We start from the raw sequence: 19,136 nt of genomic DNA, 5'->3' as shown, positions 1-19,136 counted from the left end.
GGACGGTCGATGATGACGGCAGAATCGGACTTGTGGCAGAAGTCGAATTGGTCGCGGTCTCGAGTATCAAGCTGTTGCTGGCGAAATGCGGTCGACTCGTGCCGGATATCTCTGACAACGACAAGACCCCGATCACCGACGGGCATGTCGATTTGTATGAGGGGCTTGGCCGGAAGAAGACTGAGATCACCGGGCGCATGCCAGTTCAGGTCAAGGGCCGAACAATCGGCTCGAAGCGGCGCGCGTCGACCAAGTTCCCGATTCCTCGCGCCGACGTCGTCGCTCTGCGGCGGCACGGCAGCGTCCTGTATTTCGTCGTCTTCGTTGACGCACGCCAGCGCACAGTGCCGTACTACGTGATCATGTCGCCGTTCTACATCGACAGCCTGCTCCAGAAGGCACCCGCAGATGCGAACCAGGTGATAGTCGACTTGAAGGCCTTGCCCAGTGAGCCTGCCAGGCTCGAGCGGATAGTCGCTATGGCGCTGGAAACAAGGAAACAGCAATACGCCGCGTTCTCAGGCGAAGACTTCGAGAGCGTCACCAGCATGACCTTGCATTCAATCGAACCATTCGAGTTCACGACCCCGCTTCGCGTGTCGGCTGAGGAATGGAGCTACGCCATCGATGTCGAGACCGCTGACGGATACTCATTACCTCTCATTGGCGAGGTGACGATCTACCCCGCGGCCTACGTTGCGCGCGAAGCTGATCTGCGTGTCGAATGCGGTGGAATCGAGTATCTGCACCTCCGCGTCCAGCAAGTAAGCGAGGATACCCATCGCCTGACACTGTCGCCGGGACTCCAGATCCAGCTGCAGCTCGCGAAAGGTTCGCGGTCAAGCTCAGTCAATCTCACTCTCGCCCCCGACCTCGCTACCCGTCTCAAGGACATCGAGTTCTTCCTGAACCTCGTGGATCTCCAATCGGTCACGTACGGCACGACCGTCTACCCTTTCGACCTCACCTCAAGCCCAGATGTGGATGATCTCCGCGATTACAGGGAACACCTTCGGCTGCTCCACGAGCTGTTCGTCACGCTTCATGTCGAAACTTCGCTCGTGCGCGTTGACGAGATGGATGACAAGCAACACAATCAGCTTCGGCTCATCCACGGCGCCTTCTTGCAGGGCGAAGAGTTGCGCGCGAACGATGCGAGGGTCGGGCGTACCGATGTGCCCGTCGGAACTGCGAAGCTGATGCTTCTCGCTGTCCAGGGATCGACGCCTGATCGATGGCGCCTGTTGGATCCGTTCGACCCCGCCCAGAGACACAACTTCAAGCTCTACCGCGAGACGGACGACGGTGTCAGCGAATGGCAGGCGACGGTCTACGACGGTGTGCCAACAAACGACGTACCCACAATTCTGAATCTTCGACTTGATGAGCTGACTCGCGCCTACGACGCTATTGCGGGCGATCCCGAGGTCACCACGCTTGCGAACGGCCAGGTGCTCTCCCTAATTATCGCGGCCGACCAATCCAGGCAAAGGCGCGATGAGTTCCTTGCCGCAGCGAATGCGCTGAACGAGTGGATTCTCGCCCGGGAAGGCGAGCTTCCCACCCACTTGATCAACCGATGGCAAATTCGCTCCCGAACCGGTGAGCTGAGTAGCGATGCGAAGGACGAGATCCGAGATCTGAGGCGAAAGGCACTCGTCGATGGCCTGGAACGAGCACCGCAAATGGAGGTCGCTTGCGCCATCCTCTTGGGCGATGCAGAGGACATAGACAACTGTCTGCGAGGACTCTCGGCCGACGAACGCGAACAGTTGCGACGATGGCCAATATGGACGCTTCACGCGAGAGCGGCCCTCGAGGGGCTCGAGTAGCGGATAAGACAGCCGATGCATGTGCCCCAGGAACTCGAAGGACCGGCTGAGCACTCACTACAAGGACCTCGCTTCCATGGGCGAATCGATCAGCAGCTTCAATTTATTGACGACGGGCCAGTCGCTTTCAATAACGCCATGCCAGACGCCATCCAACGCATCTGCGCCCATTTCAGCGACAACAATTGATCTATCACTGCGACTTACATTTGCGTGGTCAAAATGTCGGCGTTATGGACTTTGCTTTCATTGCCACGGACCGCCTCAAATACACTTACAAATGCCCTAACAAAATGTAGGTAAAGTCGAATAGGCTTACATTGTGGATCTTGGTCGCTTCAGCAACAGTCCTTTGGGCTCCCTCGTGCCAATCTCGGGCATAGATGGGCGATTCAACCGGCCCTTCAATCATTCCGCCTATGTAGCGGCCCCCCTAGACACTGAGCCCACGCTAAATGGAACCACTTGGCACGCTGTCACTAGGGCAAGTCGAGCACTCGCACGACTGGATCAGGCCTCTCGTCAGGTACCCAACCCACGCCTTTTCCTACGTCCTACGCTTCGCCGCGAGGCCCAGAGCACCTCGGCGCTGGAGGGAACATTCGCCCCTCTTGAGCAGGTCCTTGCTTCAGACGCGACAGAGATAACTGGCCGAAGCAAGGAGCTTCAAGAGGTCCTGAATTATGTCGAAGCTGCGACCCTTGCGTACGACGCGATAGAAAACGGCCGACCACTGAACGTCGGTCTTCTCGAAACTGTTCACGCGATCCTGGTTCGAGGCACAGAGGCGGACACCGATCAAGCAGGTCGAGTTCGCACAACACAGGTCGCAATCGGCAGCCCCACGGGCGCAGTTGAAGATGCCCGATTCGTACCCATGCCAGCAGGCGTCGCATTAAACGTTGCAGTCCAGGACCTGACGAGGTGGGTCAATAGCACGGGAGCCGCCCGCGACCCGATCGTGGCAGCAGCCATGGCGCACTACCAATTTGAGACGCTTCACCCGTTCAACGACGGCAACGGGCGCATCGGGCGGCTGATGGTCGTGCTTCAATTCATGACGGATCACCTAGTTACCGAGCCGCTTCTCAGCGTCTCTCCGTGGTTCGAAGCTCGGCGTACCGAATACCAGAACCATCTGGCAGAAGTGTCCGCCACGGGTAACTGGGATCCTTGGGTTTGCTTCTTCGCTGAAGGGGTCGCTTCATCTGCCGATGACATTGCCCAGCGCGTCGACCGGATGCTAGCCGTCCAAGCAAGATACGTTCAGGTCCTGCAGGACGCGGGTGCTCGAGGTGTAATTCGCGACATCGTCGATGCGCTCATCGCAGACCAGGTGATCAACGTCTCAATGATGAGCGAGCGGTTTGGCCGGACTCCGCAGGCCGTCTCACCAGCGATCCTTAAGCTCGTAGAGCTCGGAATTCTGTCAGGGCCTTACGGCACGTACGGGCGCCAGTACATCGCCGACGACATTTTCCTTGCCGTTACGGCCCCACCAGGCCGGGTCCCCCAGCCCGACGAACCCCTCCAGCGTGAACTGGCGACACCGCCAGGAACAATCTAGGCACGCGCAAATTCATTTTGCAGGTCTGTTGTCATGTCGGGCGCTGGCTGAATACTCGAGGTTCGTACGGCGATCGATCGGCGAGATGGGGGTAACGGTGGGAACAGTCGAGCCATATGCCAGCGCCGCGGGACGCCGCTACCGGGTGCGCTATCGGAAGCCTGACCGCTCACAGACAACCAAGCGAGGGTTCAAGACGAAGAAGGAAGCGGAGCTGTTCCTCGCGACCGTAGAAGTCGGCAAGGCAGCCGGCACCTACATTGACCCTTCGCAAGCGCGAATGACAGTCGGCACGGCTGGCGCTGCATGGCTCGCTTCGCAATCCCATCTCAAGCCATCTTCGGTCGCGGTCGTCGAGTCGGCATGGCGGCTCCATGTCGAGCCCGCGTGGGGTCGCGTACCGGTCGGTGACGTCCGCCATAGCGACGTCCAGGAATGGATCGCTCTCCTAACCGCGGGCGACGGGGGCAAGACAAAGCCAAAGTCTCCCGCTCTCGTCCATCGCTGCTTCGGTGTGCTCGCAGGCATTCTCGACACCGCGGTAAGGGACCGCCGCATTCCTTCAAACCCTGCGCGGGGCGTGGGGCTCCCCCGTAAGGTGAGCCGCGAGCATGTGTACCTCAGCCATCAGCAAGTCGACCAGCTCGCGCGCGCTGCGAGCGAGCACGGTACGCTCCTCCGGGTGCTGGCCTACACCGGGCTTCGTTGGGGCGAGGTGAGCGGGCTTCGCGTCAGTGACGTTGACCTCAGCAGACGCCGAATCACGGTCAACGTCAACGCAGTCTTAGTGGGCGGCAAAGTCGTGGTCGGTACACCCAAGACGCACAAACGCCGAGCGGTACCGTTCCCGGCGTTTCTGAGCGCAGCACTCCTTGAGCGGTCAGCCGGTCGACCGCCCAGTTCACTGCTCTTCGCAGATGAGGCCGGAAGGCACCTCACGACACCGACAGTCCGGGAGAACTCCTGGTTCGACAAGGCGTTGAGCGAGGCCGGCCTCGAACCGATGACAGTGCATGACCTACGCCACACGGCCGCGAGCCTCGCCGTCTCGGCGGGTGCGAACGTCAAGGCAGTACAGCGGATGCTTGGTCACGCCTCCGCAGCGATGACGCTCGATACGTACTCAGATCTCTTCGACGATGATCTCGACTCCGTGGCCGCACGACTGGACGAAGCCGCACTTCGAGCGGGCGTAGTTCTCGACGTTTGAATCACCACAACGCCGCGAGATATCCGCGCGATCATCACCGACGCACAACGAATGTGGTCAAGATGTGGTCAGGTCGGCCGGAAAGAACCCGACCGACCTGAGGGAGATGAACCCGCGATCCGCGGAAATTCGCTGTTGTAGCGAGGGCGGGACTCGAACCCGCGACACCACGATTATGAGCCGTGTGCTCTAACCACCTGAGCTACCCCGCCGCAAGGCTTCGGCCGACATGTCGGACCGAGAACCAGAGCCCCGAGTCAGGATTGAACTGACGACCCCTTCCTTACCATGGAAGTGCTCTACCACTGAGCTATCGGGGCGTGTGCCGCATTCGGCAACCGTACGAGGATATCACCTCTCAGAGGGTGCTTCGTACCACCGCCGCCGCCGCAGCGCCCCGGGCCGTCACGGGCTCGTCGCGAGCGCCGACATGCCGAAGACGAACAGCAGGAACGCGGTGATCCCGACGACGGTGAACGCCGTGAACACGTAGCCGAGCACGAGCCCCGTCATCGCCGTGACCGCCCCCTGCTCGCCGGTGCGACGGATCTGGGCGCGCGCGATGTGCCCGCACACGATCGCCGCGACCGAGGTCAGGAGCCCGAAGAACACCCACCCGATCGCGAGCCCGAGGCTCACCCAGGCGAGCGCGTTGTGAGGCGCGGAGACGTAGCGCGGAACCGCGGGCGAGACGACGTTGCCGTACCCGTCGTACATCACCGCCGTCGGCGGCTGCGGCGAAGCGAGGTCGGTGCGGTGCGAGTCCACGAGGCTCCTGTGACGGTCGGCTCGACGGCGTCGGGTCGGCGTCGATCTGCGCTCAGGCTATCGGCAGCGGCAGGCAGCGATCACCACGCCGGGGCGACGACGCCGGGCAGGCGCCACGCACCGAACGCGGGCCCGTCGGCCCGCGCGATCACGGCGTCGGTCGCGGGGTCGTCGGATGCCTCGAGCCGCACCTCTCCGAACGCGACGAGCGGCTCGCCGACCCCTGCGGGCAGCTCGACGGACGCGGCCGAGCGCGCGGCCACGACGAGCACCGACTCCTCGGCCGACTCGCGCACGAACGCGACGAGCTCGTCGGCGACCGCGAGCCAGCGGATACCTCCGGTCGCGAGCACGGGGTGCGCGCGCCGCAGCGCGACGAGCCGGCGGTACGCGTCGAGCACGGGCGCGACCGAGGCATCCCCTTCGCTGCCCCAGGGCATGGGCGTGCGCGAGGCCTCACCGTCTTCACCGACCAGGCCGAACTCGTCGCCGGCCCACACCACGGGGATGCCGGGCATCGTCACCGCGAGGCCGAAGCCGACGGGCACCGTGCCGGGGCGGGCGTTCGTCGCGAAGCGCGGAGTGTCGTGCGTGTCGAGGGCGTTCATGCCGCCGAGGCGGGTGCGCCACGGGTAGCCAGCGGCGAAGCGCAGGTGCGCGTCGACGAACTGGCGACCGGTGAATTCCGGCACCTGCGCGAGTGCGAAGCCGATGCCGCCGCCCGCGGGGCTGCCGGGCGCCTGCAGCCAGCTCCAGAGCGGCCGGGTGAAGGGCGTGTAGCTCATCGCGCCGTGCCACGCGTCGCCCTGGAAGTCGCCCGCGCCGTCGTTCGTCGACTCGCCGAGCAGGATCGTGTCGGGGTTCACGGCCAGCATCGTGCGCCGGATGGCGCGACGCACCTCGGCGTTGAGGTCGACGCCGCCGAGCCGGCCGGTCATGTTCGCGACGTCGATGCGCCAGCCGTCGAGCCCGAAGGGCGCACGCAGGTACTTCGCGACGATCGAGTCGGGGCCGTCGACGAAGCGGCGCCGCAGCTCGACCGACGACCAGTCGAACTTCGGCAGGCTCGGCACGCCGAGCCACGACTCGTAGCCGTTGGGCGCGTCGTCGTCGAAGTAGTAGAAGTCGCGCTCGGCCGACGCCGGGTCGGCCTGCGCGGTGCGGAACCACTCGTGCGCGTCGCCCGAGTGGTTCGAGGTCAGGTCGCCGATGACGCGGATGCCACGGGCGTGCGCCGCCTCGACGAGCCGCACGAGTGCCTCGTCGCCGCCGAGGAGCTCGTCGACGTGGTCGAAGGTCGAGGCGTCGTAGCGGTGGTTCGAGCGCGCAGGGAACACGGGCGTCAGGTAGAGCAGGTTCACGCCGAGCCCCGAGAGGTGGTCGAGCTTCTCGCGCACCCCGTCGAGGTCGCCGCCGAAGAACTGCGCCGACCGCCCCGGCGGCACGGGGTCGAGCGCGTCGCCCCACTGGGCGAGCATCGCCCATTCGGGCGTCTCGCGCTCGTCGGCGGCGGCGGAGCGGGCGAAGCGGTCGGGGAACACCTGGTAGAGCACGGTGTCGGCCACCCACCCGGGCACCGGCTCGTGCGCGACGAGCTTGAAGTCGTCGCGATCGCGCGTCTCGAGGTCGCTCAGCCCGAGCTGGTTCAGCCAGTGCTGGCGCCCGTCGGCGCCGACGAGCAGCCAGCGGTAGCCGTGCACGGGGTTCTCGACCTCGACGCCCGCCTCCCACCACGTCCAGCCGTCGCCGGCGGCCGAGTCGCTGCCCGGCTCGACGCGCACGGCCTCATCGAAGCGCGGCTCGCGGTTCGGGTTCGAACGGGTGCCGACCCACGCGAGCGGCCCGAAGCTCTCGGGCACCCGCAGCCGCACGCGCACGGTCTCGCCGAGCACGGGACTCTGCGTCGAGACGTGCAGGGGCGATCCGTCGTGGTGGGGGGTCAGCATGGGGTCATCCTCTCGTGGGGCGGTGACATCGCGGCGCGCGAGCGCGGCGCGATGCTATTGCAGAATGGAGCGTCGCCAGCGACCGCGACGCGAAGGGAGCGACGGTGGCCACCGGATTCGAGCTGATCGAGCGCGACGGCGGGCTCGCCGCCTTCGCCCGAGCCAACGGCTGGGCGTACCGCGCCGTCGGCGATCCGCCCGCGCTCGGCGACGGCCTGTGGGAGCAGGTCTCGAACGGCACGGCGCACGACCAGGTCATCGCCGACGGCTGGCAGACCGGGCACCTGCGCGGCGGCACGCGCAGCGCCGAGTCGGTGCGGACCACGAAGTCGGGCATCAGGGTCACGACGCGCGTCCGCTCGGGATCGCCGGTGTCGAGCATCGACGTCGGCTACCTCGCGATCCGGCTGCCGCGGTTCCTGCCGAACATGATCCTCGACGCCGGCCGCAACGACGGGCTCATCGGCTCGAGCCTCGCGCGCCCGCCGAAGGAGAACCAGCGGCTCTCGCTCGAGGGCGACTTCGACCGGCACTTCCGGCTCTACGTGCCGAAGGGCTATGAGCGCGACGCGCTCTACGTGTTCACGCCCGACCTGATGGCGCTGCTCATCGACGAGACCGGCGACCTCGACGTCGAGGTGCGCGACGACCTGCTCATCGTCATGAGGCCCGGGGGCTTCGCGTGGGCCGACCCCGCGACCTGGCAGCGCTTCGACCGCATCCGCGCGATCGTCGGCGCGAAGTTCCACGACCGCACCGACATGTACGTCGACGAGCGGGTGCCGGGCGCCGAGACGCCCGCCTCGCGCCTGGCGGCGGTCGCGGGTTCGGGCGTCGCCTCGGGTGCGCCGGGCGCTGCCGCATCCTCCGTGAACACCGTCGCGCCCGCCGGTCGGCGGCTGCGCCGCAAGATGGATCGCGCCACCGCGATCGGCATCGGCTTCGGCATCGGCGGCGTGATCATCGCGATCGCGGCGGTCGTGGTGCCGATGATCATCATGGCGGCGTCGGGCATGCAGCCCGGCGAGTCCGTCTCGTTCTGATCCGAACGCCGGCCGGCCGCCCGTCCGCCGGTCGCGCGCATGACTCGCTCCGGCGGCAGCGGCTTCGCCCTCCGAGCTCTGCCAGTTCCGCCTCACGCTGAGGCGCAACTGGCATACCCCGAAACGGAAACCCCCGGGCCACCCCGGCTCCGTGAGGCGCAACTGGCAGTCCCCGAATCGGACACCCCCGGGCCATGCCGGTCCCGCCCCGTCGTGGAACGGAATCCGTACGGCCCGAATCGCACCGCGTGCCCTACTTGACCGCGCCCGCGGTGAGCCCGCCCACGATGTACTTCTGCAGGAAGAGGAACAGCGCGACGACCGGCAGCGCCGACATCACGGCGCCCGCCGAGAACGCGCTCCAGTCGGCGTAGCGCGGGTTCGACACGAGCTTCGTGAGGCCGACGGCGAGCGTCTGCTTCTCGGTGTCGATGAGCAGCACGGATGCCACGACGAACTCGTTCACCGAGGCGATGAACGACAGCAGTGCGACGACCGCGAGGATCGGGGCGACCAGCCGCAGGATGATCGTGAAGAAGATGCGCGCGTGGCCGGCCCCGTCGATCTTCGCGGCCTCGTCGATCGACGCGGGCACCGTGTTGAAGAAGCCGTACATCAGGTACGTGTTCACGCCGAGCGCGCCGCCGAGGTAGACCATGATCAGGCCGAGGTGCGTGTTGAGGCCGATCGCGGGGAACAGGTCGCCGATCGTCGACATGAGCAGGAAGATCGCGACCACGGCGAGCAGCTGCGGGAACATCTGCACCACGACGATCGAGATCAGGCCGAAACGGCGGCCCGTGAAGCGCATGCGCGAGAAGGAATACGCCGCGAGCGCCCCGAGGAACACCGTGCACACCGCGGTCGTGCCGGCGATGATCATCGTGTTGGCGAACCACGTGCCGAACGGCACCTGCGGGTCGGAGAGGATCCGCACGTAGCTGTCGAGGCCGATCTTCGAGAACAGCGCGTTCGAACCGGTCAGCGTGCCGTTGGGGTTCAGCGACGACGAGACCACGAACACGATCGGGAAGAGCGAGAACACGACCATGACGACGCCGACGATGTGACGCCAGCCGGTCGCCGCGAACCAGCGGCCGAAGTTGAACGGGCGCTTCGGCAGCACGAGCGGCGCGTCGCCCAGCGAGGAATGCGCCCGCGTCGAGGCATCCGTCATCTCTTCGATCTCGCCCGCGGCGAGACCCACGCCCGTGCCGGGCACCACCTTGCGAGCGGCCATCAGTTCAGCTCCTCGAGGCTCTTGGTCCGGCGGAACGCGATGATCGAGATCACCGCGACCACGATGAAGATGATGATCGAGTACGCGCTCGCGAGACCGTAGTCGCGGGTCTGGCCGGTGAACGCGACCTTGTAGACCATCGTGATCAGGATGTCGGTGAACCCGACCGGGATCGGCGCGTTCGAGTCGCGCGGCCCGCCGTCGGTGAGCATGTAGATCGTGTTGAAGTTGTTGAAGTTGAACGCGAACGAGGCGATGAGCAGCGGCGCCACGGTCACGAGCAGCAGCGGAAGCTTGATCAGCCGGAAGATCGCCCACGGCTTCGCGCCGTCGACCTTCGCGGCCTCCTGGATGTCGTCGGGGATCGACTGCAGCGCGCCCATGCACACGAGGAACATGTACGGGAAGCCGAGCCACAGGTTCACGATGAGGATCGAGACCTTCGCGAGCAAGGGGTCGGTGAGCCACGGTATGGAAGCCCCGCCGAGCAGCACCTGGTTGATGAACCCGAAGCTCTCGTTCATCATGCCCGCCCAGACGAGCGCCGAGAGGAACGACGGGATCGCGTACGGCAGGATCATCAGCACGCGGTAGATCTTGCGGCCCCGCATGCGCATGTCGTTGAAGACGATCGCGAGGAAGAGGCCGAGGAAGAAGGTCGAGGCGACCGAGATGAGCGCGAACGCGAAGGTCCAGGCGGTCACGTAGAGCAGTGGGCCCGCGAGGCGGGTGTCGGTGACGGCGCGCACGAAGTTGTCGAACCCGACCGTGATCTGCCAGCCGGGCAGCAGCTGCTCGCCGTCCTCGGCGGTGAACGCCCCGACGCCGGTGTCGGAGTACACGGTGCCGCTCGAGAGGTCGGTCATGGTGCCGGCGGCCTCGTCGTACTCGAGCGTCGAGACGTAGAGGTAGCCGGTCGAGCCGTCGGGCGTGCGGATCGCGCCGTCGTTCGGGTCGTCGGACGCGGGCACCGCGAGCGCGGTGACCTCGTCGGTGCGCTCGAGCACGTCGGCGAACTGCAGCGTGTTCCAGCCGTCGGCCGACACGGCGACGTCGCCGTCGAACTCCACGCCGGATGCCTCGGCGAGCGGTTCTTCGTTGGTGCCGACGAGGGCGTCGCCCTCGGGGTCGGTCACGAGCAGGCCCAGCTCGCCGCCGCGCTCGACGACGGTGACGGGGTAGGCGGGCGAGTCCTCGACGCGCTCGAGCGACGAGGCCATGAGCGAGGAGACGGCCTGCTCCTTCGAGCCGTTGTGGCCCGTGCCGTAGTTCGTGAAGGCGATGTACCCGGTGTAGAGGAGCACGAACACCTGGAACACGACGAGGAAGATGACCCCGGGCGTGAGGTACTTCGCCGGGAGCTTGCGGCGCGAGAAGTAGATCCAGTTCACGAGCGCCGTGACGGCGGCGACGATGACGAGCACCACCCACTGCTCGTGCAGCGCGAGCACGAACACGGCGTAGAGCGCGAGCGCGTCGACCAGGCCGAGCGCCAGCAGCTTGACGAGCAGCACCTTGATGCCGCCCGAGGCCTGCTCGGCGATGCCCGCAGCGCGACGCTGCTGCTTCGTCTGCTTCGGCGGCGCGTCCTCGCGGACGTCCTCCTCGATCACGGTGCCCATCTGCCTGTCTCCCTCATCGTCGTCGGGCGGTACGACTCGGGGCGGGCGCCGTGCGGCGCCCGCCCCGAGCCATCCGATCAACCTGCGTCGATCGCAGCCTGGACGTCGGCGGCGAGCTTCTGCCACGTGGCGACCGGGTCGGCACCGTTGATGATGTCGGCCTCGGCGATGCCCCAGTACTGCCACACCTTGCCCATGGCGGGGATGGCGGGCATCGGCACGGCGTCGGCGCCGACGGCGGCGAAGCCCTCGATGATGGGGTCGCTCGACGCGGTCTCGGCGGCGGCCGAGTTCGCGGGGAGGATGTTGCCGGCCTCGAACAGCTCGAGCTGCGTCTCCTCGCTGCCGAGGTAGTTCACGAGGAAGTCGTTCGCGGCGACCTTGTTCTTCGACTCGGCCGAGACGAAGAAGCCCTTGACGCCGGCGAACGGCTGGGTGGCCTCACCGGTGGGGCTCGGCGCCGGGTCGATCGCGACGTTGATGCCGGCGTCGACGGCCGCGCCGACGTTCCACGGGCCGGTCAGCCAGAAGGCCGACTTGCCGGTGAGGAAGCTGTCCTTCGCGATGTCGCCGTCGATGTCGGTGTTGAACGCCTTCGTGCCGTTCTTGCCCTGCGTGCCGAGCCAGGTGGCGAAGGCCTCGCCGCCGGCGTTGCCGAGCTGGAGGTCGTCGGCGTTGTAGCCGTTCTCGTCGCTGCCGAAGACAGGGGCGCCGAACGCGGTCTGGAAGGGGTACAGGTGGTAGGGGTTGCCCTCGGCGCCCTGCTCGACGACGAACGGCTGGGTGAGGCCGGCCGCCTTGCCCTTGGCGAGCATGTCGTCGAAGCTCGTCGCGGCCTCGGGGATGAGGTCGGCGTTGCGGAGGACCGCGATGTTCTCGACCGCGTAGGGGAGCATGTAGGTCGTGCCGTCGTAGGTCGACGCGTCGACGGCCACCTGGAGGTAGTCGGCTGCCGAGTCGCCGAGCTCGATCGGGGCGACGACGCCGTTCGTCGAGAGCTCGCCGAGCCAGTCGTGGGCGCCCATGGTGATGTCGGGGCCCTTGCCGGTCGGCACCTGCTGGATGAAGTCGTCCTTGATGTCGGCGTTGTCCTTGCCGACGAGCTTGACCTCGACGCCGGTCTCGTCGGAGTAGGCCTTGGCCGCGCCCTTCAGCGCGTCGACGCGCTCGGCGTCGACCCAGACGGTCAGCGTGCTGCTCGCGCTCGACTCCGTGTCGGAGCTGCCATCGGCACCGGCGCAACCGGCGAGACCGAGCGTCGCGACGACCGCGACCGCACCGGCCGCAAGGAGGCTCTTCCTGTTCACCCTCATTGGTGTGTCCTTCTCAGTGTGCGTGAGATCGGCGCCTTCGCCCGGTGGCTCGAAACGCGCACCCGCCCGAAAGGCCGTTCTTCCCTGTGTCGCTCGCGATTGCAAGCGATTACAGGTATACCCTGCTTTCCCCTCATCGCCAAACCAGCCCAACTTGATCGATACCGGTTCGTGACCATCGCACGTTCTGCGATTCCTGCAAGCGTTTCCACGGTGTATCAAGATGTCGTACAGTTTCCGTCATGACTTCCGAATGGTGGCGCACTGCCGCGATCTACCAGATCTACCCCCGCTCCTTCGCCGACGCGAACGGTGACGGCATGGGCGACCTGGCCGGCATCACTGCCCGACTCGACGACCTCGCCGAGCTCGGCATCGACGCCATCTGGCTCTCGCCCTTCTACACCTCGCCGCAGCGCGACGCCGGCTACGACGTGGCCGACTACTGCGACATCGACCCGCTCTTCGGCACCCTCGACGACTTCGACGGCATGGTCGCCGCGGCGCATGCCAGAGGCATCCGCGTCATCGTCGACCTCGTGCCGAACCACTCGAGCGACCGCCACGCCTGGTTCGAGGCCGCCCTCGCGGCGCCCGCCGGCAGCGGCGAACGCGCCCGCTACCTGTTCCGCGACGGCCGCGGCGTCGATGGCGAATTGCCCCCGAACAACTGGGAGTCGGTCTTCGGCGGCCCCGCCTGGACCCGCGTCACCGAGCCCGACGGCACGCCGGGCCAGTGGTACCTGCACCTCTTCGACTCGTCGCAGCCCGACTTCGACTGGACGAACGAGGAGGTCCGCGAGGAGTTCCGCCGCATCCTGCGCTTCTGGCTCGACCGCGGCGTCGACGGGTTCCGGGTGGATGTCGCGCACGGCATGATCAAGGCGGAGGGCCTGCCCGACTGGACCCCGCCCGCCGCGGGCGGCAGCATGGGCGGCGCCGGGGGCGTCGGCGAGAGCGTGCTCGGCGAGAGCGTGCTCGGCGAGAGCGCGCTCGGCGAGAGCGTGCTCGGCGAGAGCGTGCTCGGCGGTGCCGGCACGGCCGGCGTGCCCCTCGAGCCGGCGATCTCGACCGAGCCCGGCGACGGCGCACCCTACTGGGGCCAGGACGGCGTGCACGAGATCTACCGCGACTGGCGCGCGCTGCTCGACACGTACCCGGGCGAGCGCATCCTCGCCGCCGAGGCGTGGGTCGACCCGCTGCCCCGCGTCGCGAAGTGGGTGCGGCCCGACGAGATGCACCAGGCCTTCAACTTCGCGTACCTCGAGACGCCCTGGAAGGCCGACGCCCTCCGCCGGGTCATCGACGACTCGATCGACGCCTTCGCGGCCGTCGGCGCCCCCTCGACCTGGGTGCTCTCGAACCACGACGTCGTGCGCCACGCAACCCGGCTCGCGCTCACCGAGCCCAATCCGCAGGGCCACGGCGTCGGCCCCCGCACCCCCGGCCTCGGCGACCCCGCGACCGGACTCCGCCGCGCCCGCGCCGCGACCGCGCTCATGCTCGCGCTGCCCGGCTCGGCCTACCTCTACCAGGGCGAGGAGCTCGGCCTGCCCGAGGTCATCGACCTGCCCGACGACGCCCGCCAGGACCCGACGTGGTTCCGTACGAACGGCGAGCGCTACGGCCGCGACGGATGCCGCGTGCCGCTGCCCTGGACGGCCGCCGGGCCGTCGTACGGCTTCGGCCCCACGGATGCCGCGTGGCTCCCCCAGCCCGCATCGTGGGCGTCGTTCGCGCGCGACGCGCAGCGCGGGGTCGAGGGTTCGACGCTCTCGCTCTACCAGGCGCTGCTCGCCGGGCGCCGCACGCACGGGCTCGCCTCGGGCTCGCTCGAGTGGCTCGCCTCCGATGCGGGCGCCGACGTGCTGACGTTCCGCAACGGCGACGTGCTCGTCGTGGCGAACACCGGCTCGGCGCCCGTGGCGCTGCCCGCGGGCGAGGTGCTCCTCGCGAGCGGGCCGCTCGACGAGGCATCCACCCTGCCCGGCGACACCACCGTCTGGCTGCGCGCCGCGTAGCCGCTGCGCTGCTGCTGCAGCGCCTGCTGCTGCAGCGCCTGCTGCTGCAGCGCCTGCTGCTGCAGCGCCTGCTGCTTCTGCAGGAAAATTGCCCTGAGCTGGCCTGACAGGCAGGGATAGGGCCCATTTTCCTGCAGAAGCAGCGCGTCAGTGCTGCTCTCGCGCTGCCCGCCCCCACCGGTGCAGCCCGCGGCCCACGAGTTCGAGCACACGTCGGTGCGTCTCGTCCCACTCCTCGATGACCATTCGGTACGACAGCCGGACCACGAGATACCCCCGCAGACTCAACTCGAGATCCTGCCGCCGATCGCGGTCGAAATCGTCCCCCGAGTGGAAGCCACGACCATCGAGCTCGATCACCAGCCGATCGCCGACGAGCACGTCGACGCGGCGAACGCCCTCGATGCGCACCTGCGTTCTGACCGGCACGCGCACCCGGTGGAACAGCAGTCGCGCGATCGTCTCCAGACCAGAGTCGCTCAACGGCGATGCCAGACCAATCGGCCGGTCGGCCCAGGCGGGCGCGAGCGTGCGGATCGCCGCGAGCGCCTGCGAGTGCAGCACCCCGCGGTTGAGCGCTGATTCGAGCGCGACCATCGCAGGTACCGTTCCTGCGCACCGGAACATCTCGGCGAGACTGCGGGCGAGCCCGTCACGCCCAAGTCGATCGCTGGAGGACTTGGGCCCGCCCGCGGGACGATAGTGCACGCAGACGCCGTGCACGTCGGCATCGAGCCCGCTCCGGCTGTCGTCGGGCGAGCGGAGCCTGCTCGCGGTCGAGGGCACGCGCACGTGAAGGCGCTCGTCGTCGAGCGTCCACAGGCCGTGCAGCTTCGCCACCGACCCCGCGGTGAGCGCCCCGCCGACCCTGACGGCGCGCACGACGTCGTGGTCGACCGGAGGTACGGCGTACCAGCCCCGGCGGATCATCGTGAGCTCGCCCCGACGTACGCCCTCCGCGATCCGACGGTGATCGAGCCCAGCGGAGACGAGGCCCGACGAGCGGATCACGCCGCCCCCACGCAGAATACGCGCGACCGACGGTGGCATCGTGGCGGCAGGCATCATCATGCGAACACCATTCCGGAGCGCGCCGCGGTGCGCCGACGGTGAACTCAGGATGTGCCGGCCGAAGAGCCCGCGCGCCTGTGGAGGACGGATTCGCCGCGCCGCGCGCCGCGCGCCGTGCTGCTGGTGCAGGAAATTGGGCGCTATCCCCTGCCCACAGCCCGAGTCAGTGCAATTCTCCTGCAGAGGCCGCAAGGCCCAACGCGTCAGTTCGTGTTGGCGTAGAGCCACTCGAGCGGGTCGACCCACTCGCCGTCCATGCCGCCGATGCGGATCTCGAAGTGCAGGTGCGGGCCGGTCGACATGCCGGTGTTGCCGGTCTCGCCGATGACGTCGCCGACCTCGACGGTGTCGCCGATCTCGAAGAGTCGCGATCCCTCGACCATGTGGGCGTAGACGCTCGTGATGGTCTGCCCGTCGATCTCGTGCTGGATCATCATGACCACGCCGAGCGAGCCGCCCGAGTCGGTCGACTCGACGACGACGCCGTCGGCGATCGACTGGATGTCGGCGCCGTAACCCGGGTTGAAGTCCTGGCCGTGGTGGTCGCTCGAGCAGCCCGCGCAGTCGCGGTAGCCGAAGCGGTCGCCGATGTGCACGCCGACGGCGAAGGGCCACTGCACGGTGCCGGAGGGGTTGTTCGTGAAGGTCGCCTCAGGGCGGATGCCGGCCGCCTCGGCGTACTCCTCGATGGTCTGCGTCTTGTAGCCCTCGCTCTGCACGCCCTGGGCGAGGACGCCGTCGTTGATCTGCACGCGCTGGCCGTCGATCGTGGTCGTCGACATCTCCTCGAGCGCCATCGCCTGCACCTCGGCGGGCGTGAGCAGCGACAGCGACGGCACCGAGGTGGCGACGGCGAGCATCGCCGCGAAGCCCATCGCGATGACGCTGGCGATGCTGCGCGTGCTCTTGCGGGTGCGACGCTGGGCCGGCCGCGCCGGCTGCGGGGCGGATGCCGCGGGGCGGGCGTCGACCGCGACCTGGCGACCTGTGGCGCGCGACGCGCCTGCGGCACGACGGGCGGATGCCGCGGGGTGCGCCTCGTGGCCCTCGGTTCCGCGCTGGCGACGACCCGAGGGCGCTGCGGCGAACTCCTCGGCCTCGGCGCCTGCGGCGGCGATCATCGCGGCGAGGTCGTCGCTCTGTGCGGCGGCGCCGCGCGGGGCCAGGGGGATCTCGCTCGAGCCGGCGAGCAGCTCGGGCCCGGGCATCGGGACGACGATCGGCTCGGTGCGCGGCCCCGTGGCGGCTCCGGCGATGAGCGACGCGAAGTCGGCCGATGCCGAGGCTGCGGCGGACGCGGTGGCGGCTCCGCCGGTCAGCGGTGCGGCGGCGGCCGACCCCGAAGGGACAGCCGACCCCGAAGCGGCGGCAGCGGTGCCGGCAGCTGCAAAGCCCGCGGCAGCGGTGCCCGCGACGGCGGCAGCGCCACCCGCGGCGGACGCACCTCGCCGCACCCCGCTGGCCTCGGGCTGCGCCTTCGCACCGAAACGGCCCTTGGCGGCCTTCGCCGCCTGCTTCTCGGCCTTGCGGTCGTTGCGGGCCGAGCGGTCGGAACGCCCCGACCGGCGGCCGGAGTCGGCGGCATCGATCTCGTCGTCGTCGCCGAGTCCGGCGAACAGGTCGTCGAACCCACTGGTCTCGTTCGCGACGGGAGCAGCAGCACGAGCGGCGGGAGCAGCCGGCGCGACGCCGGGACGCTCGGCCGCCTGACCCCGCGCAGACATGGCGGAGGCCGAGCGGCGGTCGACCGGGTGGTCGATCGGCTCGGCCTCGAGGGGCGTTGCGGGGGTGGAGCGGCGGCGCGTCTGCTGGGCTTCGGCGACGGACGAGGTCGGGGCATTCGAGCCCGAGAACAACTCGTCGAAGCTGGGATGCGACGGCCGAGGCGTCGGGACCGGCTGGGCTGCGGCGAACGGCTGGGCTGTGGCAACCGGCTGGGCCGCGGCGAACGGCTGAGCCGAAGCCGCAGGCTGAGCCGAAGCAACGGGCTGGGCCGAAGCCACGGGCTGTGCCGCCGCCTGCTGCGCGACCGGATGATGAGCGGCGACCGGAGAGCTCGGCCACGCGGTCTGGGCGGACGCCTGCGACTGCCACTGCCCCTGCGCCTGCCCCTGCGCCTGCGACTGCGGCTGCGGCATCGGAGCCGAGTAGCCCGGCGCCTGCGCCTGCTGCACCCACGAGGCGGGCGCCGAGGCATCCGCCGTGGAGAACTGCGCGTGCGCCTGAGGTCCGCCGTTCGCGAGCTCGGCCCGCCGTGCCGCCTCGGTCTCGAGCTCGCGCAGCTCGCGACGGGTCAGGGGTCGCTCGGGCCGCGCTTCAGGGCGGGTGCCAGGCGTTGATCCGTCGGGCACGAGGGGGGACTCGAGCACGTGTAGGGGGCTTTCGGCGTCGGGGGCGAGAGTTCTGTCAGGGAGGTACTCATCACGACGCTCGCGCCGAGATAACAGGTTGATAAAGAGTACCCGGAATCAGCGATGAACGCCACGCGAAACGACGGGATCAGTCGGGTGAACGGTCGATGGATGCCGGTGTGCCGCGTGATCCCGGGCGACGCGCCGTCAGACTCCCTCACCGGCGTCGGCGAGGGCGGCGACGAGCTCCTCGTAGAGGCCCGGCGCGGCGGCGACCACGAGTTCCTCGTCGGCGCGTCCGCCGCGGGGGCCCCCGACCCGCGCACCGGCCTCGCTGAGGATGAGCGCACCCGCCGCGTGATCCCACGGGGCGAGCCCGCGCTCGTAGAAGGCGTCGAGCCGGCCGGCCGCGAGCGCGCACATCTCGAGCGCCGCCGAGCCGTTGCGCCTCACGTCGCGCACCCGCGGCAGCACCGCGAGCAGCACCTCGGCCTGCTCGCGACGACGCTCGGCGGCGTAGCCGAAGCCGGTGCCGACGAGCGCGCGCCCGAGCGGCACCCCGGTATTGACCCGCAGCGCCTGCGGCGCGTCGATCCCGGCGCCGGCACCCGCACCGGCACCCGCACCGGCACCCGCACCGGCACCGGCACCGGCACCCGCGACGCCGCGACCGCTCACTCGCGCTCCCCCGCCGGCGCTCGCCTCGAAGACCTCGCCCGTCGACGCGTTCACGACGACCCCGACGAGCGCGTGCCAGCTGGTCGGCTCGGCCGGGCCCTCGACGACGGCGATGCTGACCGCCCAGCTGGGCAGCCCGTAGAGGAAGTTCACGGTGCCGTCGATCGGATCGACGACCCAGGTGAGCCCGCTCGCGCCGATCCGCGCGGTGTCCTCCTCGCCGAGGATGCCGTCGTCGGGCCGCGCGGCGAGGATGCGCTCGCGGATGAGCGCCTCGGTGTCGCGATCGGTCGCGGTGACGACATCGGTCGGCGTGGACTTCGTCGCCGCGACCTCGACGCCCGCGCGGCGGGCTGCGGCCGCGAACTCCGCGGCCTCCACGGCGATGTCGCGAGCGAGCGCGAGCAGCTGATCGAGATCGACGGATGCCACGTGCCCGGTCATGCCCTCAAGCTAGCGCGGCGCGTGGCCGGG

At 68.5% G+C, this 19,136-nt stretch carries 13 protein-coding genes and 2 tRNA genes; 5 read left to right on the top strand and 10 right to left on the bottom strand.

Going from position 1 to position 19,136, the window contains the following annotated elements:
• The first annotated feature begins 32 nt into the window (after positions 1 to 32).
• The 3 genes from ACFVTH_RS09905 (at position 33) to ACFVTH_RS09895 (ending at position 4,609) form a co-directional block, all read left to right on the top strand.
• Complete coding sequence (locus ACFVTH_RS09905) at positions 33 to 1,832, top strand: hypothetical protein (protein ID WP_387089881.1); 1,800 nt, start codon at positions 33 to 35, stop codon at positions 1,830 to 1,832.
• 322 nt (positions 1,833 to 2,154) lie between these two features.
• Positions 2,155 to 3,399, top strand: coding sequence for a Fic family protein (locus tag ACFVTH_RS09900; protein WP_387089879.1), 1,245 nt, complete (start codon positions 2,155 to 2,157; stop codon positions 3,397 to 3,399).
• Between the two features lie 97 nt (positions 3,400 to 3,496).
• Entirely contained in the window at positions 3,497 to 4,609 is a 1,113-nt protein-coding gene (locus tag ACFVTH_RS09895) for a tyrosine-type recombinase/integrase (RefSeq protein ID WP_387089876.1), read from the top strand.
• Positions 4,610 to 4,747: 138 nt separating this feature from the next.
• Here ACFVTH_RS09895 and ACFVTH_RS09890 read toward each other — a convergent pair.
• The 4 genes from ACFVTH_RS09890 to ACFVTH_RS09875 form a co-directional block, all read right to left on the bottom strand.
• Positions 4,748 to 4,821: transfer RNA gene (locus tag ACFVTH_RS09890), tRNA-Met, on the bottom strand.
• A gap of 36 nt (positions 4,822 to 4,857) precedes the next feature.
• Positions 4,858 to 4,929, bottom strand: a tRNA-Thr gene (locus ACFVTH_RS09885).
• A gap of 85 nt (positions 4,930 to 5,014) precedes the next feature.
• Entirely contained in the window at positions 5,015 to 5,377 is a 363-nt protein-coding gene (locus ACFVTH_RS09880; protein WP_387089873.1) for a DUF4190 domain-containing protein, read from the bottom strand.
• 80 nt (positions 5,378 to 5,457) lie between these two features.
• Positions 5,458 to 7,323, bottom strand: a complete 1,866-nt coding sequence (locus ACFVTH_RS09875) for a glycoside hydrolase family 13 protein (RefSeq protein WP_387089870.1) — start codon at positions 7,321 to 7,323, stop codon at positions 5,458 to 5,460.
• A gap of 104 nt (positions 7,324 to 7,427) precedes the next feature.
• Between ACFVTH_RS09875 and ACFVTH_RS09870 the strand changes: the two genes are divergently transcribed.
• Positions 7,428 to 8,366, top strand: coding sequence for a hypothetical protein (locus ACFVTH_RS09870; RefSeq protein ID WP_387089867.1), 939 nt, complete (start codon positions 7,428 to 7,430; stop codon positions 8,364 to 8,366).
• 253 nt (positions 8,367 to 8,619) lie between these two features.
• On the opposite strand, the gene ACFVTH_RS09865 is transcribed toward ACFVTH_RS09870, so the two are convergent.
• The 3 genes from ACFVTH_RS09865 to ACFVTH_RS09855 form a co-directional block, all read right to left on the bottom strand.
• Positions 8,620 to 9,543 (bottom strand): sugar ABC transporter permease, encoded by a 924-nt coding sequence (locus tag ACFVTH_RS09865; protein ID WP_386939316.1) that lies wholly within the window; start codon positions 9,541 to 9,543, stop codon positions 8,620 to 8,622.
• A 62-nt stretch (positions 9,544 to 9,605) separates the two neighbouring features.
• The gene (locus ACFVTH_RS09860) at positions 9,606 to 11,228 is read right to left on the bottom strand and encodes an ABC transporter permease subunit (RefSeq protein WP_387089865.1); all 1,623 of its coding nucleotides are present in this window, start codon (positions 11,226 to 11,228) and stop codon (positions 9,606 to 9,608) included.
• Between the two features lie 77 nt (positions 11,229 to 11,305).
• On the bottom strand, positions 11,306 to 12,541 hold the full coding sequence (locus ACFVTH_RS09855) for an extracellular solute-binding protein (protein ID WP_387089862.1): 1,236 nt from the start codon (positions 12,539 to 12,541) through the stop codon (positions 11,306 to 11,308).
• Between the two features lie 242 nt (positions 12,542 to 12,783).
• On the opposite strand from ACFVTH_RS09855, the gene ACFVTH_RS09850 reads away from it, so the two are divergent.
• Entirely contained in the window at positions 12,784 to 14,562 is a 1,779-nt protein-coding gene (locus tag ACFVTH_RS09850) for a glycoside hydrolase family 13 protein (RefSeq protein WP_387089860.1), read from the top strand.
• 147 nt (positions 14,563 to 14,709) lie between these two features.
• Here ACFVTH_RS09850 and ACFVTH_RS09845 read toward each other — a convergent pair whose 3' ends face one another.
• From ACFVTH_RS09845 to ACFVTH_RS09835, 3 genes are all read right to left on the bottom strand, one after another.
• Positions 14,710 to 15,825 carry a type IV toxin-antitoxin system AbiEi family antitoxin domain-containing protein gene (locus ACFVTH_RS09845; RefSeq protein WP_387089858.1) on the bottom strand — a complete coding sequence of 372 codons (1,116 nt, stop codon included), beginning with the start codon at positions 15,823 to 15,825 and terminating at the stop codon, positions 14,710 to 14,712.
• A gap of 11 nt (positions 15,826 to 15,836) precedes the next feature.
• Positions 15,837 to 18,002 (bottom strand): M23 family metallopeptidase, encoded by a 2,166-nt coding sequence (locus ACFVTH_RS09840; RefSeq protein WP_387089855.1) that lies wholly within the window; start codon positions 18,000 to 18,002, stop codon positions 15,837 to 15,839.
• A 189-nt stretch (positions 18,003 to 18,191) separates the two neighbouring features.
• Positions 18,192 to 19,106, bottom strand: coding sequence for an inositol monophosphatase family protein (locus ACFVTH_RS09835; protein WP_387089852.1), 915 nt, complete (start codon positions 19,104 to 19,106; stop codon positions 18,192 to 18,194).
• Positions 19,107 to 19,136 lie beyond the last annotated feature (30 nt).

It is taken from the genome of Agromyces sp. NPDC058104 (genome assembly GCF_042884835.1).
Classification (GTDB): Bacteria; Actinomycetota; Actinomycetes; order Actinomycetales; family Microbacteriaceae; genus Agromyces.
This window is presented reverse-complemented; position numbering and strand designations above follow the sequence as displayed.